Source organism: Mycobacterium sp. SMC-19 (assembly GCF_045310815.1).
Classification (GTDB): domain Bacteria; phylum Actinomycetota; class Actinomycetes; order Mycobacteriales; family Mycobacteriaceae; genus Mycobacterium.
Window position 1 is genome coordinate 157,322 of sequence record NZ_JBJIAM010000008.1, and the last position, 16,815, is coordinate 174,136.

The 16,815-nt window shown below is 69.5% G+C and carries 8 protein-coding genes; 2 read left to right on the forward strand and 6 right to left on the reverse strand.

Annotation, left to right across the window (positions count from 1 at the left end; genetic code table 11):
• Nucleotides 1-17 precede the first annotated feature (17 nt).
• The 6 genes from ACJH5R_RS18135 to ACJH5R_RS18160 all read right to left on the reverse strand — a co-directional run bounded on the left by ACJH5R_RS18135 (nt 18) and on the right by ACJH5R_RS18160 (nt 13,871).
• Nucleotides 18-3,197 (reverse strand): arabinosyltransferase domain-containing protein, encoded by a 3,180-nt coding sequence (locus tag ACJH5R_RS18135; protein WP_406782519.1) that lies wholly within the window; start codon nt 3,195-3,197, stop codon nt 18-20.
• The gene (locus ACJH5R_RS18140; protein ID WP_406782520.1) at nt 3,194-6,472 is read right to left on the reverse strand and encodes an arabinosyltransferase domain-containing protein; all 3,279 of its coding nucleotides are present in this window, start codon (nt 6,470-6,472) and stop codon (nt 3,194-3,196) included. Before ACJH5R_RS18140 ends, ACJH5R_RS18135 begins: the two co-directional genes overlap by 4 nt.
• 154 nt (nt 6,473-6,626) lie before the next feature.
• Nucleotides 6,627-9,824 (reverse strand): arabinosyltransferase domain-containing protein, encoded by a 3,198-nt coding sequence (locus ACJH5R_RS18145; RefSeq protein WP_406782521.1) that lies wholly within the window; start codon nt 9,822-9,824, stop codon nt 6,627-6,629.
• A gap of 34 nt (nt 9,825-9,858) precedes the next feature.
• Nucleotides 9,859-11,724: a galactan 5-O-arabinofuranosyltransferase gene (locus ACJH5R_RS18150; protein ID WP_406782522.1), complete on the reverse strand. Its 1,866-nt coding sequence runs from the start codon at nt 11,722-11,724 to the stop codon at nt 9,859-9,861.
• Nucleotides 11,724-12,488 carry a decaprenylphospho-beta-D-erythro-pentofuranosid-2-ulose 2-reductase gene (locus ACJH5R_RS18155; RefSeq protein ID WP_406782523.1) on the reverse strand — a complete coding sequence of 255 codons (765 nt, stop codon included), beginning with the start codon at nt 12,486-12,488 and terminating at the stop codon, nt 11,724-11,726. The genes ACJH5R_RS18150 and ACJH5R_RS18155 overlap by 1 nt, the downstream gene beginning before the upstream one ends.
• Nucleotides 12,489-13,871, reverse strand: coding sequence for an FAD-binding protein (locus ACJH5R_RS18160; protein WP_406756720.1), 1,383 nt, complete (start codon nt 13,869-13,871; stop codon nt 12,489-12,491).
• 77 nt (nt 13,872-13,948) lie between these two features.
• On the opposite strand from ACJH5R_RS18160, the gene ACJH5R_RS18165 reads away from it, so the two are divergent.
• Nucleotides 13,949-14,497: a hypothetical protein gene (locus ACJH5R_RS18165; protein WP_406756721.1), complete on the forward strand. Its 549-nt coding sequence runs from the start codon at nt 13,949-13,951 to the stop codon at nt 14,495-14,497.
• A 43-nt stretch (nt 14,498-14,540) separates the two neighbouring features.
• A complete protein-coding gene (locus tag ACJH5R_RS18170; protein ID WP_406782524.1) occupies nt 14,541-16,430 on the forward strand; it encodes a fatty acyl-AMP ligase in 1,890 nt (629 codons plus the stop codon).
• The last annotated feature ends 385 nt before the right edge of the window (nt 16,431-16,815 follow it).

Here is a 16,815-nt window from a genome sequence, read left to right on the forward strand (position 1 = left end):
CCCGATCGGGAGACCGATTACGCCTTGATCCGGATCTGGCCCGGTGACCACCAGCCCGAACGCGTCGCGCTGCCCAGGTCCAACTCCGCGGGCGTTGCCGGTGTGATCACGTCGAACTGGCGCAACGAGCCCCAGTCCCGGCCCCAGTCGTAGTTCAGGTAGGTGGCCATCACGTGCGCCCGCAGCAGCATGTCGGAGATGCCCAGCAGCCCGCCGTTGACTCCGTCCTGCCAGGTGTCGGTGTCCTGCTTCTTGGCGTTGTAGTCCGGGGTGATCCGGTACTGAGGCACCTCGGTAACGCCGTTGGCGTGCAGCATCGGGTGCTGACACGGGAAGGCCAGGCCCACCGCCCAGTCCAGCAGCACCGGCTTGTCGGAGCCGATGTACTCCTGGATGGTCTTCACCTCGGGCAGTCGCGGCGGGGTGAACGCGATCCAGTCCCGCGGGTTCAGCGACTTGTCCACGGCCACAATGCGGACCGCGACGGCCTGGGCGGGGATCTGGGCCCGCGGGTAGCGCAGGTTGCGCCACATCCGCGGCCACTCGCCGAACAGGTCGTAGGGCACCAGCCGGCCGGCGGCCACCGGAGCGCCGTCGGGACCGGGCAGCCCGTACTCCAGCTGCACGTCCTGGCCGGTGGTGTAACCCTTCAGCACACTGTTGCCGGCGATGGTGCCTGCCGCGGTCACCGCCACCAGCGGGTGCCCGTCATCAGCGGGGGGTAGCGCGTACCAGGCCGACGTCAGCTTGGACTCCTGCTGGCCGTCGGTGCTGTAGCTGCCCGCCAACGGAATCCGGGCCGGGTCCAGACCGTAGGGCAGCGGGACGGTCGAGCCGTTGATCCCAGCCGTCTTCAGCTTCTTCGGGGCGTCCCAGTCGTAGTCGGTGCCGGGCTGGGTGATCGGCATCCGCAGCGCCTCGGCGACCACCTTCTCCGGTACCCCGCTGGCGGTGAAACCGACCGGGTCCACCCCGCCCAGCGGTCCGAGATCGCCGTATTCACCGGGCAAAGGTGTCAGCGCGCCGTCATTGGGGTCCGGCTCCACGAGTACGTTGTCGGCCAGCCCGCAGCCGCCCACGAACGCCCGCACGTTGGCCAGGCCGTTGGAGTAGGTCGGGTACTCACGGATGACCCCGGCCACCATCGAGGCGACGAACACGCACACCATGAAGCCGGCCGCCACCGGAATAGGAGCGGCGGTCAGCGCCCGGGCCACCCGGCCCTCGCCGCGATCACGCGGCGCGAAGTGCAGCCAGGCCGCCCAACCGGCCGCCACGGCGAACATGGCGAACAGAATTGTGCTGACGGTGATTCCGCCGATGCGCGGCATGTCGGCGTTGAACGGCACGCCGTAGCTGGAGACGTACCACCAGCCGTTGGTGGTGGCGAAACACAACGCCAGAATGAACAGCACCGCCGCCGCGAAGGCCATCCGGTTTCGCGACCAGCGCACCACTTGTCGAGATACCAGCACCGTGGTCAGCGCCGCCATTGCCCCGGCCACCGCGGCGAACAGGCCGAAGTGATGCACCCACTTGGTGGGCGCGAACATCAGCGAGAACATGGTCGCCAGGATCACGCCCATCAACCGCCACACCGGGCCGCTGGCGACCCCGGCAACGCGCTTGCGCCGCAACATGACGAACATCGCGGTGAACAGGCACAGCGCGCAGATCAGGAAACCGAACCGCCGCGACAGCGAGCCGTCGACGGTCGGCAGGATCAGGTAGTAGTAGCGCAGGTTCTCGGTGTACCAGGCCTGGCTGGGGCCGATCGCGGTACGAACCCGGGTGGCTTCCAGCACGGTGCGGATGGTCTGGTCGGAAAAGACGACGGTCAGGATCACCGCACCGGCGGCCAGCAGCGGCGCCACCAGCGGCCAGGTGCCGTGAATGCGGTGGCGACGCACCAGGATCCGCAGCAGCGGCCGGCCACCGGCCAGCAGCGCGGCCACCGCGATCAGGCCGGTGGGCTGAATACCCAGGGTGAAGGCCGCACAGATGATCGCCAGCGCCGCCGGGGTCAGCCGGCTGGAGATGATCGCCCGCTCCACCAGCACGTAGGTGATCAGCGCACCGACCGCGATGATCCCCTCGGGGCGCAGGCCGTTGTTGAACGGCATCCATGCCGCCAGCAGCACCAGGCCGGCCGCCCACAGCGCGGGCTTGCTGGCCGCCACCGCCGGACCGAACCGGGGCAGCACCTCGCGGCTCAGCAGCAGCCAGCACACCAGCCCGGCGACCAGGTCCGGCAGCCGGATCCAGATGCTGGCGTCGGAGACGTGCGTCATCAGCGCCAGCAGGTTGTAGTACCAGCCGAACGGGTCCTCCGGGCTGCCGAACCAACGGAAGTAATTGCTCATATAGCCGGCGTGATCGGCCACCCGGGCCATCCCCAGGATGTAGCCGTCATCGGAGGAGTTCGCGCCGATCACGTACCAGAGCAGGAACCCGAACACCACCGCCACGTCGGCCAGTGAGAAGAACCGCCAACGGCTCGGGATCAGCCGGTGCATCCGGTGGCCGTCGAGCCGGTCCAGGCGCCACAGCGCCAGCACCGCGATCACGGTGGCCAGGATGGCAACGTAGATCGCGGCCCGCTTCAAGGGGGTCGGCTTGGTGGAGAACCGGGTGTCGATGTCGGCGGTCAACTCCAGACCTGCCGGGGCGGGACCGGCCAGGTCGGTGAACACCCCGACGATCTGCGGGCGCAGGTTCGGGTCGGGCCAGCCGTAGCGCTGGGTGATCCCGCCGATGGTGGCGAACGTTCCGGCGTGCGACGACGTGACCTCGATGTCGGTGCAGCCGGGCCCTTCCACCTTGGCCCGCGGTGCGGTGGCCAGCACCACGTTGCGGTCCGTGACGTCCACCCGCTTCTCGGTGACGGTGATGAACAGCCCGTTGAGTGCGGCGTCCTTGCCCTTGGCCGGTGCGGTGGCCAGCAGTGTGCCGCCCTCGGCGGGCAACTGGCGCACCAGCGCGCACGGCGCCTTCACCGACATCGAGATCGGGGTCTGCGAGATCAGCGGGGCGGTCACGCTGCCCAGCTCGCCGTGCTGCGGCCAGTTCAGCGTGGCGGTGGTCTGCACCACCGGCAGCAGCGGGGTGGCCACCGACAGCAGGAAGCCCACGAGGCCGGCGACGACGGCCACCCAGCGGGTCAGTTTCAGGTCACGGTCGGTCACAGGCGGCGTCATGGCAGTGCTCGAATCGGTCCGGACCGGCTCCAGCCGGTAACAGTGACGGTGCCCTGCTCGATGTCGGCGTCGGGCGCGTCCTTGGCGGGGATCAGTCGGTGATAGGCCTCGACCGCACCCCAGTCGCGATACCAGTCATTGCGCAGGTAGGTCGGCAGGGTGGTCGTCCAGAGCATGGCCTGGGTGATCATGAACGGCCCACCGTCCTCGGCGGACTGCCACAGGTTGGACGACGCCGCGGTCTGCTTGTGATCCGGCATGATCCGGTACTTCGGCAGCTCGGCGATGCCCAGGTGCTCGGTGAACGGCCGCTGGCACGGGAAGTTCGCCGCCACGGCGATGTCCATCAGCACCGGGGTCTGCGAGCCCATCAACTCGGTGATGGTCTGGACCACCGGCACCCGCGGCGGGGTGAAGGCGATCCACTGCTCGGTGGACAGGTTCGGGTCGTTGGCGACGATGCGCACCACGTCGGTGCCCGGCGGCGCCCACGCGAGCGGGAACCGCAGGTTGCGCCAGGAGTTCTGCGGCCCGATGTCGATCGGTTCGGTCTGGCCGAGCGCCTTGAACGTGCCGTCGGGGTTGCTGGTGCCCCACTCCAGGTTCAGCGGCTGGCCGTAGTCGAGCTTGCCGTCCTCGCCGTGCGACCAGATGGCCCCGGCGGCGGTGACGACGACGATGGGCGCCCGGGTGGCGGTGCGGTCGGGTTCGGGCAGTCGGTACCAGACCGAGGTGGCGTGCGCCGCGACCTGCTCCTTGTAGGAGCCGAGCACCGGGGTGACGGCCGGGTCCAGGCCGAACGGCAGCGCCACCCGGGAACCGTTCACCCCGTCGGGGGCGTCGTCGGGGATCTTGCCGCCGGCGGTGCCCGCCGCGTCACTCTGGTTGGCGCTGGGCTTGTTGGGGGAGGCGTCCGCGTTGGGCACCCCGGGCTTGGCGATCACGGCCAGCGAGGTGAGGTCCTCGTCGACGGCGTTGGGGTCGAAGCCGTAGGGGTCGGACCCGCCGAGCGGGCCGAGCTCGGTGTATTTCTGGCCCGGCACCGGCTGCAGCAGACCCGCGTTGACGTCGGGTTCGGCCAACACGTCGTCGGCCATGGCGCAACCGGCCAGGCCGGAGGTGATCGCGTCGGCGTTGGCCTTGGCGGTGGTGTAGGCGGGGTAGCGCCCGGCGGCGGCCTTGGCCATCGAGCCGACCATCAGCAGCACCATCAGGCTCGCGACGATCAGCAGCGGGGTGGAGGCCAGAATCCGGTTGCGCCGGTTGGGCGTCACCTCGGTGTGCCCGGTGTAGTCCAGCCGGAAGTGCTGCCAGCCGGCCAGCAGGCCGGTGGCGATGGACGCAGCCAGGAACATCGACGTCACCGGGCGGCTGGCGATCACCGGTGGGATGTCGAACCACGGCACCCCGTAGCCGCCGACGTAGAACCAGCCGTTGACCCCGGAGGTCGCCACGGCCACCAGGAACAGCAGCGCGGTCACGTACAGAGTCATGTTGCGTCGGCTGTGCAGCCCGACCCGGGCGAAGGTGAACGCGGTGAGCGCCGCCAGCGCACCGGCGAGCCCGGCGAACCCGCCGAACTGCACCGCCCACTTGGTGGGGGTGAACGTCAACAGCAACAGGCCGACGGCGGTCGACCCGATCAGCCGCCAGGCCGGGCCGCTGGCCACCCCGTTGATCCGGCCGCGCCGCAGCAGCACCACCAGCATGGCGAACATGCAGAACAGCAGCACCAGCACGGCGAACCGGCGGGTCAGCGAGGCGTCGACGTTCTCCTCGACGGTCAGGAAGTAGTACCGCAGGAACTCCTGGTACCAGGCGATGGTCGGACCGACCACGTACTTGATCCGGGCCGCTTCGGCGACCGCGGCCAGGGTCTGAGACCGGCAGACCACCACAGCGATCACCGATCCGGCTGCGGCCAGCACGGCCAGCGGGGCGGCCAGGCCGTCGGTGGCCCGGCGCTTGCGGATCACCGCCTCGATGGCCCGGGAGCCGGTCAGCAGGGGGGCCAGTGCGATCAGTCCGTGCGGCGCCAGCGTCACGGTGAAGACCGCCACCACGATCGCCAGCGCGGTGGGCACCAGTCGGCGGGTGGCGATGGTGCGTTCCACCAGCACCCAGACCAGCAGAGTGCCCAGCGCGATCAGGGGCTCGGGGCGCAGGCCGTTGTTGAACGGCAGCCAGGCCGCCGCGAACATGGCCGCGGCGGTGAACACCGCCACCCGGTTGCCGGACAGCCGGCCCAGCCGGGGCAGGATGCGGCGGCTGATGATCAGCCAGCAGGCCATGCCGGCCAGTGTGGCGGGCAGTCGCATCCACACCCCGGCGGTGCTGATCGTGCTCAGCTGGCCGAGCAGTGAGGGATACCAGTCGAACGGGGCCTCGGTGGCGCCGAAGAACCGGTAGTAGTTGGCCACGTAGCCGGCGTGCGCGACGTTGCGGGCCATCGTGAGGTTGTAGCCGTCGTCGCTGGAGATGGCGCCGATGACGTGCCACAGCGCCAGGGTGGCCAGTACGCCGATGTCGGCCAGCCAGGTGATCGGGTTGGCCCGCAGCCAGTGCCGCCAGCTGCGCGGGGTGCGGTGGGTCTGGCGGCGGTCCAGGACGGCCAGCGCCAGGATGGCAGCCAGCACTGCCAGCACCCCCAGCGCCATGACCGCGGTCTTGAGGGCAGTGGGTGCGGTGATGAACCGGGTGTCGACGTCGATGCGGGCGCTCAGGCCGGGCTGCGGGCCGATCTCCAGCTCGGTGAAGACGCCGCCGACCTGCGGTTTGTTCTCGGGGGGCAGGGTGCCTGCCGCGCCGGGGATCCCGACGAAATCTGCGCCGACCTCGCCGGCGTTGGCCCACAGGTGCAGTTGGCTGCAGTCGGCGATCTTGGCGCGGGGGGCGGCCGCGGCCACGTGGTCGCGGTAGGCGGCGAACACTGCCGTCTTGTTGGCCCGCACGAACAGGCCGTGCGCGGTGGCGTCGACGCCGCCGGCCGGCACGGTCGACAACACCAGGCCGCCCTTTTCGCCCAGGGTGGCTATCGCCGAGCAGGGAATGGTGATGTCCAGGCTGCGCGGCGCACCGGACACCAGGGGAGCGGTGACGTCGCTGACGTGGCCGTCGGCGTTGAGCCCCTGCGGCCAGGCGATGGTGGCGGTGGTCTGTTTGACCGGGAGCAGCGGGGTGATGCCGCACAGCAGCACGCCGGTGACGCCGGCCACCACCGCGATCAGCCGGGCGATCCGATAGCGCTGCTTGGGCTGGTCGTAGGTGGAGGACACGAGCCCTGATGTTAGGCGACCCGGCCGGCCGCGCGGGGAACCCGTCCCGCCCGGCGTCGAATGCGTTCGGGGGCGCTCCAGCCCCCGCGAGTGGGAATCTCACGACGTGACACGCCGACGGAGCGTCGTGAGATTCCCACTCGGCGGCAAGAAATCAGTGCCGCAACGGTGCCGGGCTCCACAGCCCGGAACGCACGGCGGTGCCCAGATCCAGCTGCGCCGGGGTGGCCGCCGGGTAGTACGGCGTCAACTGCTGCAGGGCGCCCCAGTCGCGGAACCAGTCGTGGTTCAGATAACTGGGCACCGTGGTCGCGCGCACCAGCAGCTCGGTGATGCCCAAGGGACCGCCACCGTTGTTGTCCATCACCGGGGAGTTCGCCTCGGCGCCGAACCGGTCCGGCAGGATCCGCCACTTCGGCACTTCGGTCACCCCGTTGCGGTGACCGAACGGCCGCTGGCAGGGGAACGCCAGGCCTACCAGCCAGTCCAGCAGTACCGGATCCGAGGAGCCGACCGCTTCCTGCAGGGTGCGCAGCTGCGGCACGCGCGGCGGCGTCACCGCGATCCAGTGCTGTGGGGCCAGGTCGTCGTCGCGGACCACCAACCGGATGCGGGTGGCCTCGGGCGGGATCGCCGACATCGGTGCGCGCAGGTTGCGCCACGCCGGGACCGCGCCGATGTCACCGAACTCGACCGTCCCGCCGGGCTTGTCGTTCGCGGCGCCGGACTCGGTGGCCCACTGCGCGGTGACCTCGCCGCGGTCGAAGCGGCCGGCGGCCGTCACCACCAGCAGCGGCCCGGCGTCGGCCCGGTCGGCGGGCAGCCGGTACCAGGCCGAACGCAGCAGCGCGGGGACCTGAATGCCGGGGCGCCAGCTGCCCAGCACCGGCACCCGGGCCGGGTCCAGCTTGTAGGGCAGCCGGGCTCGTGAGCCGTTCACGCCCTCGGCGGCGGTGGTGCCACCTTCGGTACCGGCCTCGCCGCCGGCGGTCTGTGCGTCGTCGTCGGCCAGCCGGCCCAACCCGGGCGGGCCGATCACCTGGTCGGCCGAGACGTCGGCGGGAATCCCGTTGGGGGTGAACCCGACCGAGAACGTGGCGCCGAGCGCGTCGGCGACCGGAGCATCGATCGGGGTGAGGATCCCGGCGGTGGGGTCCTGCTCCACCAGCACGTCGTCGGCCAGTCCGCAGGTCCGCCCGGAACCCAGCACCGGAATTGCGGCCAGGTTGGAGCGGCCCACCGTCCAGGCCGGGTATTGGCCGAGCATCGAGGCGGTCAGCGACACCACCTCGAACACGATCAGCACCCAGGAGGCGATGGCCAGGGGATAGCCGGACAGCGCCGTCCAGCGCGGCGGCCGCTCGGCGCCGTTGACGAAGTGGAACCAGGCCGCCACCAGCGCCGCCAATACCGTCAGCGCCACACCCATGGTCGCGAACGCCAGATGCCACTTGGGGAAGGCGTTCGACCACGGCACCCCGAAGTTGGAGACGTACCACCAGCCGTTGACGCTGGCGAACGACAGCGCGGTGATGAACAGCACCACTGCGGTGAACAGCGTCCGGTTGCGCCGGGAGTGCATGGCCGCGGCCCCCACTGCGACGGCGGCCAGCGCCCCCACCGACCCGGCCAGGCCGGCGAACACACCGAAGTGATGCGTCCACTTGGTGGGCGTGAACATCATCGCGATGAACGAGATGATGGTGATCCCGATGATGCGCCGGCTGGGTCCGGCCGCGGTGCCGGGAATCCGGCCCTTGCGCAGCGCCATCGCCACCGAGACCGCCAGCGCGACGCCCAGTGCCAGCACCGGGAATCGGCGCGCCACCGAGCCGTCGGGGGTGGCCAGGAACAGCCGTTCGTAGCGGACGTGCTCCTCGAACCAGGCCAGGCTGGGCCCGACCGCGGACTTCAGCGTGCTGGCTTCGATCTCGCCGGCCAGGGTCTGGTCGCGGAAGATGACGATCGCGGTGATGCTGACCGCCGCGGCGATCGGGGCCAGCAACGGCGCCAGCCCGAACTGCTTGGACCGCCGATGCAAGATGGTGCGCAGCGGCCCGATCGCCACCAACAGCGCGCCGATCGACGCGATCCCGGTCGGGCCGGAGAACAGCGTCATCGCGCCGATGATGCAGGCGATCGCCAGCGGCAGCAGCCGGCTGGTGGCCACCGCCCGCTCCACCGAGCACCAGGTCGCCAGGATGCCCAGCGCGATGATCGGCTCGGGACGCAGGCCGTTGTTCAGCGGCAGCCAGAACGCCAGGAACATACCGGCCGCGGTCCAGGCCGCCGCCCGGCTGTGTTTGACGGCGTGGCCCAGGCGAGGGATCACTTCGCGGCTGATCAGCCACCAGCAGGCCAGCGCCATGCCCAGGGTGGGCAGCCGCATCCAGATGCTGGTGGTGGACACCTGCGACCACACCGCCAGCAGGTCGTAGTACCAGCCGAACGGCGCCTCCGGCGTACCGAACCAGCGGTAGAAGTTGGCCATGTAGCCGGCGTGCTCGGAGATCCGCGCCATGGTCAGGATGTAGCCGTCGTCGCTGGTGTTGGCGCCGACGAAGTGCCACCAGACCAGGACCAGCGTGACCAACGCGTCCAGCGGTGAGGCCGACCACCAGCGGGCCGGCAGGAAGCGCCGGTGCCGGGTGCCGTCGGCGGTGTCGAGGATGTGCAGGGCGATCAGCGCGACGATGGTCAGCGTCACCCCGAGGATCATCGCGGCCAGCTTGAGCGGGGTGGGTGCGCTGGAGAACCGGGTGTCGACGGTGGCGGTGAAGTCCAGGCCGGCCGGCGCCGGGCCGGCCAGGTCGGTGTAGACGCCGACGATCTGCGGGCGGAAGTCGTAGCCGCTGCGGGTCCCGGTCAGCGGGGAGCCGGGCTTTTCGGCGTGCGGTCCGTACTTGAGGCCGACGAACTCGGCGGTCACCCGGTCGGCGTGCGCGGTGAAGGTCAGCTTCTGGCAGTCCGGGCCGAGTACCTGGGACAGCGGCGCCACCACCACCGGCACGTTGCGCACCACCAGAACCAGGTCGTCGTTGACGAGTTCGATGAGCAGTCCGCGGTCGACGGCCTTGGGGGCCTGTTTGGGCACCGTGGACAGCAGCACCGACTTGGCGGGGGTGAGGCCCGCCGCGGCCTGGCACGGCACGCTGATGTCCAGGTCGGTGGCGACGTAGCCGATCAGTGGTGCCTGCACACTGGCCAGGACACCGTTCTGCGGCCAGTTGAGTTCGGCAGTGGTCTGTTTGACCGGTAATAACGGGGTGAGGATCGCCAGTAGGGTGCCCAGCACGCCGGCGACGACGGCGACGGCCCGAGCGATCCGGAAGTCGGCGCGCGTATCGGTCACGGACAGATGCTATCGGTGCGGCCGATGGCGTCCGTCAGGTGCGGATGGCAAGCACGAACGGGCCGATCTTCTGCACGTGGAACTGCGGCCCGGCGAACAGGGCCGCATCGAGCTCTACGGTGTAGCGCCGCACGTTGGGATGGTTGGGGTAAACGTCCTTGGCCAGCCGCAGCGTGTAGGTGTCGCCGGCGCCGGGGCGCATCAGAAACACCGTCGGCGCCGGCCACGCCAAGTCGTCGAGCGCGCGGGTGAACTGCTCCGAGGTCTCGAGCTTGGACCAGGCCTCGATCGCGGCGGCGCGCGCGGAGAACTGCGCCAGCGGGTTGGCGTAGTGCGGCGTCAGCCCCTGGAAGCCCCAGTAGGGGTAGTAGGACAGGAAGCTGTAGTCGGCGGTGAGCACCACGGTCTGGTTGCGAGCCTTACCGGTGGCCTTCGTGATGGCCGCATCGACGGCCTCGTAATACTTCGCGGCCCCCGGTGCGCGTCGGTCGCCGCGGTCGCCGTGGCCGTCGGTGTCGGTGTAGGCGACGGTGATGTCGGGCCGCAGCACCTCGGGAATGTCCTGGCTGAACGCGAGCGCCCCGGCCAACCCCACCGCGGTCGCGACCGGGTAGACGATGGTGTGCCAGCCCTGCGCGGCCCGGCCGAGCGCCTGGGCGCCCTCGACGAAGCCGAACACTCCGGCGGTGGCCAGCAGCACCGTCAGCGTCGGCTGGAGCCGGAAGCTCAGCAGGGTGGTGAGGGCCAGGGTCGAGAGCATCGACAGCAGTGACCACAGGTAGACGCCGACGACGCCGACCGCCAGCGCCCCGGCGCGGGTTGACTTGGTGGCCCGCGCCACCAGCCACACCGTGCCCAGCAGACACAGCGCGCCGAGCAGCGTGAACTGCAGCATCGGGAAGCTCAGCTCCGCGCCGTCGCCGGGCAGGTAGTGGAAGGCGCTGCGGGACTCGCCGGGCGGGTGGTACAGCGCCTGCCGCAGGTAGGGCGTCCAGGTGATCGACGCGATGGCAACGGCGATCACGCCGATCACCGCCAGCCGCCCCAGCGGGCTCAGCGCGGCCTTGGCGCCGGCGCGTTTGATCGTCCGGGACGCCGCCAGCACCACCGCCATCAGCGTCACCGTGAATGCGGTGTAGGCCACCAGCAGGGTGTAGAAGGTGGCGGCGAAGCCCAGGAAGACACCGGCGCCGACGATGGCTCCCCAGCCGCGACCGGACGCCCGCAGACCCGACCAGGTCAGGACCAGCACCGGGGGCAGCAGCACGGTGATCATCGCCGCGTAGGGCTCCGGGGAGCTGTAGGCCAGCGTCACCGCGGCCCCGGCGATGGTGACCAGCAGCGCGTACTCGAAGCGGATCAGCTTGTTCCACAGCACCAGCGCGACCGCGACCGCGACGGCGATCGAGGTGATGGCCCACGGCTTGTACATCTCCCAGGCCGGCAGGCCGGTCCAGGCCGCGGCCCGCCCGCCGAGCCAGAACCAGCCCGGCGGGTAGAACGGCGGCAGTCCGAGGTAGGTCATGTCGGCCAATGCGGGACTGTCGGTCAGCCGGGTCAGGTATTCGGTGCGGAACTGCTGGTCCACCGAGATCCCGAACAGGTAGAGCTTGGTGGCCCCCAGCGGCATCGCCAGCGTGACCACCGAGAACGCGCTGGTGAACACCACCGCGGCCAGCCAGCCCAACGTCTGCCGGCCGCGTCGCCACAGCATGGCCGCCGCGGCCAGCCCGGCCAGGCAGCCGACCTGCCCGACGGTGGTCAGCGCATGCAGTTGGTTCGACGACGGATACGCGGGCCACTGCACCCGGGCGATCGCCATCAGCGCGACCACCGCGACGACGACGGCCAGCGTGGCGGCCAGCATCATCTGACCGACGGTGGTCAGCGCGGTGCGCATCAGATGGGCAGCCGGCGGAAGATCGCCCGCGGGACGTGCCGAAGCACCATCATGACGTAGCGGAACGCCCCTGGCGCCCAGACGATCTCCTTGCCCTTGGCGGCCGCGGCCACCGCCAGTTCGGCGACGTCTTCCTTATCGACGGTCAACGGGGCTTCCTTGACGTGCGCGGAGAACCGGGTGCGCACCTGGCCGGGCCGGATCACCAGCACCCGCACCCCGTCTTCGCGAAGCGCCTCGCCCAGGCCGAGATAGAAGCCGTCGAGCCCGGCCTTGGTGGAGCCGTAGACGAAGTTGGTCCGGCGAACCCGCTCACCGGCCACCGAGCTCATCGCGATGATCTGGCCGAAGCCCTGGGCGCCCATATTGCCCGCGAGCAATACGCCCACCGAAACCGCTGCGGTGTAGTTGATCCCGGCGACCTGCACCGCCTTGGCCTGGTTGTGCCAGAGCTCCTCGGCATCTGCGTCCATGCCGAACGCCACGATCGCCACATCTATATCGCCGCCCGAGAACGCGGAGTCGATCATCGCCGGGTGGCTTGCGGTGTCCAGCGCGTCGAAGTCGACGATCCGCACCGACTTGGCGCCGGCCGCCTCCATCGCCGCCACGGCGCCGTCGCGGCCGGGGTCACCGGGCAGGCAGGCCAGCACCACGCTGGCCGAGGCGTTGCGCAGGTAGCGCGCACAGATCGCCAAACCGATCTCGGACGTGCCGCCCAGCAGCAGAATCGACTGGGGATTACCGGTCGCGTCGAACACCATCTAGAGCAGCTCCAAACGTCGGGCCATATCGGAGGCGAAGATCCCGTCGGGATCGACCTTGCGTCGCACCGCGATCCACTCGTCGATACGCGGGTACATGGCGTGGAAATTCTCCGCGGTGGTGCGGGAGTCCTTGGCGGTGTAGAGCCGACCGCCGAACTCCAGCACCCGGCGGTCGAGGGAGTTGAGCAGCTCGTTGACGCCGGGTTTCATCGGGAAGTCCAGGCACACGTTCCAGCCGGGCATCGGGAAGCTCAGCGGCGCCTCATTCCCCGGTCCGAACAGCTTGAACACGTTGAGCGCCGAGTAGTGCCCGCTGGCCTGGATGTCGATGATGATGCTCTTGAACTCCTCGACGGCCTCGGTGGGCACCAGGAACTGGTACTGGGCGAAGCCGGCCGGACCGTAGCCGCGGTTCCACTCACCCAGCAGATCGAGCGGGTGATAGAACTGCGTCAGGTTCTGCACCTTGCCGCGATAGTGGCCGCCGCGGCGGTAGTACAGCTCGCCGATGGCGCTCAGGCTCAACTTGTTCATCAACCCGTTGGGGAAGATGTCGGGCACCGTCATCAACTGCGGCGCGTCGAACTTCAGCGGGTTGCGGGCCAGCTTGGCCGGCAGCTCGTCGCGCAGGGCCAGGCGCCCGCGGGTGATGGTGGCGCGGCCCAGTTTCGGTGGCGGGCTGATCGCGTCGAACCACGCACTGGAATAGGTGTAGTTGGCTTCGCTGCCGTCGCTGTGAAAGGCGATGGTCTCATCGAGAGTTGCGGTGTTGTCGCCGTCGTTGATGAAGTACGCCGTCTCGGTCGGCGTCATGGCAATCGTGGCGCGCAGGATGATCCCGGTCAGGCCGTTGCCGCCGACCGTGGCCCAGAACAATGCAGCCTCGGGGCCGTCGGGTGTCAGCTGGCGCACCGAGCCGTCGGCGGTCAGCAACTCCATCGACACCACGTGGTTGCCGAAGCTGCCCTCGCTGTGGTGGTTCTTGCCGTGGATGTCGCAGGCGATCGCCCCACCGATGGTGACCTGGCGAGTCCCCGGCAGCACCGGCACCCACAACCCGAACGGCAATGCCGCCTTCATCAACTGATCCAGGCTCACCCCGCCGTCGACGTCGACGACGCCGCGGTCAGAGGAGATCGAGTGGATCCGGTTCAACGCGGTCATGTCGATCACCAGGCCGCCGCCGTTTTGGGCGTTGTCGCCATACGAACGGCCCAGGCCGCGGGCGATCACGCCGCGACTTCCGTCGTCGGCCGAGCGAGCCACCGCCTTGGCGATGATTTCGACATCCGGGGTCGACAACACCTGCGCCACGCTCGGCGCGGTGCGGCCCCAGCCGGTGAGGCGGCGCGTTGTGGTCTGCAACTCGGTGCTCAACATCGCACATGAGGGTACCGCCAACGCGCCGGATCCCGGTTCAGCGTGACTAATGCGATCTGTCCCGCTACGATCGCGCAATGCCTGAGACTTCTGCGAGCGAATCCTCCTCTGCCAAGCCCAAGACCGCGGGTTTTCCGCAATCTTCCACCTCGTCGTCGGCGTTGTCGGTGCCCACGATCGCCGCGCTGGCGCTGGCCGTGATCGGCATCGTCTTGGCCATCTTCGGCTGGTTCCACCCGTCGACGAGCCAGAAGTTCTCGGACGACCAGCGTGCCGACGCCAAGGGCAAGATCTGCGAGGCGCAGGGCGTCGTGCGGCAGGGCACCCAGTTCAACACCAACCTGCAGAACCCGGTCCCGGGCGACCTGGCCGGTGACCTGGCGGTCGGCACCAACGCGCGGCTTTCGCTGTTCGCCGGTGGCGCCTTCCTGCACCAGAACCTCGAGGCCAACCCGGCCACCCCGGCCGACCTGTCGAAGGCCGTTGGCGACATGGCCGACACCCTCGAGTCGCTGAGCATCAACTACCTGGCTGGGCACTCGCCCGAGGACGCCGTCCAGCAGCCGCTGCGCGACCAGCTGCGCGGTCAGATCGACGTCCTGGACAACCTCTGCCAGCAGCAGTAATTCAGCAGCAGTAAATCCGTTCGATCCGTAGGTGCGCTGGGCGATGTCAACGACAGAGCCCAGCGCATTTACGTTGGTGGACCTGCTTGCGCAGCAGGCCGACCGCCACGACGACAAGGTCGCCTTCCGGTTCTGCCCGGAGGGCGACGACGAACACGACCGGCTGAGCTATCGCGAGCTGGACCGTCGGGCCCGGGCCGTCGCCGCCGGTCTGCAGCAGCACGGGGCGGCGGGCCAGCGAGTATTGATCTTCTGCCGCCCGGGCCTGGACAGCATCGTCGCCTTCTTCGGTTGCCTGTATGCCCGCGCCATCGCGATTCCGGTGGACGCGCAGTGGACCTCGGCGCGGATCGAGGCAATCGTGCCCGATGCGCGCGCCGAAATTGCCTTGGCCACCACGAAAACCCAAGAGGGGATCCGCGCCGCGGCGGACCGCGCAGCCCAGGCGGCGGGCTTAGCGCCGCTGCAGTGGTTCGCCACCGAAGAATTGAGCGGCGACGAGTCCGCTGCCGACCGTTGGGCGCTGCCGCCGGTGACCGCGGCGACCGTTGCGGCGATTCAATACACCTCCGGAACCACCAAGGCGCCCAAGGGTGTGGTGCTGACCCACGGCAACTTCATGCACAACCTGGAGACCGTCCGCCAGACCTGGAACCCCGCGCCGGACAACCCGGTGTTCCATCGCCCGGTGGGTTCGGTGACCTGGCTGCCGCAGTACCACGACCTGGGCCTCATCGGCGGTGTCCTGATGACGCTGTACGTCGGGACGACCACGGTGGTGATGTCGCCGGGCGCCTTCCTGATGCGCCCCATGCGCTGGCTCGAGGCGATGTCCCGGCACGGGGCCGTCATCTCCGGCGCACCCAACTTCGCCTACGACTGGTGTGTCAAGCGCAGCACGTCGGCCGAGCGCGCGGCGCTCGATCTGTCCAACTGGCAGGTCGCCCTCAACGGCGGCGAACCGGTGAATCCCGAATCGCTGCAGGCATTCTCGGAGGCGTTCGCGCCGGCCGGATTCGCCCCCGAGACGTTTCTGCCGGTGTACGGACTGGCGGAGGCGACGCTGGGAGTGTCCGGTGGATCGGATTCGCCGCTGCCGGTGGTCGTGCACGTCGATCGCGGTGCGCTCGGTGAAGACCGGGTTGTCGAAGCCGCTCCGGATGATCCGCTCGCAGCCGCGGTGGTCGGCTGCGGGCGGCCGCGGGGCGGCCAGCGGGTCATCATCGTCGACCCGGAAACCCGAATCGAGTGCGACGCCGACGGAGTCGGGGAGATCTGGGTCGCCGGACCCAGCGTCGGGCAAGGATATTGGCGGCGTAGCACGGAGACCGAGCAGACCTTCGCCGCGTACCTGGCTGACAGTGGCCAAGAGTTTGACGGCCCGTTCCTGCGCACCGGGGACCGCGGATTCCTGCATCACGGTGAACTGTTCGTCACCGGTCGCTGTAAAGACCTGGTCGTGCTGGGCGACGTCGTTCACTACCCCAACGACATCGAGCGCACCGTGCAGGGCTGCGACTCGGTGTTGCTGCCCGGCCGCGGCGCCGTGTTCGCGATCACCGGCGAGCGCGGGGATCCGTTCGCCGGTGAACGGCTCGTGGTGGTCCAAGAGGTGCAGCGACACCGGATGACCGACACCGATACCCACGGTGTGCTGACCGCGATCCGCGACGCGGTCCTGCGCCACCACCGGACCGAGGTGCACGACGTGCTCCTGGTCAGGCCCATGAGCATTCCCACCACATCCAGCGGCAAGATCCAGCGGGCCGCGTGCCGGGAGAAGTTCAGCGCGGGTGAGCTGGCGGCTCTCGCCCAGTGGAACGCTCCGCTGCCCCCGGCACCCGAACCGGGAACGGCCGCCAAGCAGCAGATGGCACTCGGCCTGGCCCGGTTCGTGGGCAGGCTGGCACGCCAGCGCCGCGAATCGGACTAGACACCGGCGCATCCCCGGCGGGCGTCAAGTTGACGGTACCGCGGGTACCGTCCAGCAAACTGTCTTGCTGCGTCGGATCGACGAACTCGTCCCACGCCCCTCGGTGACGGCAATGCGGCTGGCGAACGGTGCCGGAACCGCGACCCTGGGTGTCATCGCAAAGGTGACGCTGCACCCGCCGCGGCGGAATGGTCAGTAGCTCGTCGGCGGACAGTTGTCCGCCGAATATGCTGCGGTGATGTACGATCCCTCAGCGAATTATCAGTATCGCTAGGGAATGGCAAGCGTCGACGGCGCGGTCCATTTGCCCTGATTGCCGGTGCCGGGCTCGAAGTCTTGACGCCGCCCCGACTATCGGAGGGGCGGTATTGACTACGTACGTTGT

Bases quoted from the DNA above. Each gene is read 5' to 3' on its own strand.
- ACJH5R_RS18135 (WP_406782519.1), bottom strand. From the start codon at position 3,197: ATGACGCCGCCTGTGACCGACCGTGACCTGAAACTGACCCGCTGGGTG.
- ACJH5R_RS18150 (WP_406782522.1), bottom strand. From the start codon at position 11,724: ATGCGCACCGCGCTGACCACCGTCGGTCAGATGATGCTGGCCGCCACG.
- ACJH5R_RS18155 (WP_406782523.1), bottom strand. From the start codon at position 12,488: ATGGTGTTCGACGCGACCGGTAATCCCCAGTCGATTCTGCTGCTGGGC.
- ACJH5R_RS18160 (WP_406756720.1), bottom strand. From the start codon at position 13,871: ATGTTGAGCACCGAGTTGCAGACCACAACGCGCCGCCTCACCGGCTGG.
- ACJH5R_RS18165 (WP_406756721.1), top strand. From the start codon at position 13,949: ATGCCTGAGACTTCTGCGAGCGAATCCTCCTCTGCCAAGCCCAAGACC.
- ACJH5R_RS18170 (WP_406782524.1), top strand. From the start codon at position 14,541: ATGTCAACGACAGAGCCCAGCGCATTTACGTTGGTGGACCTGCTTGCG.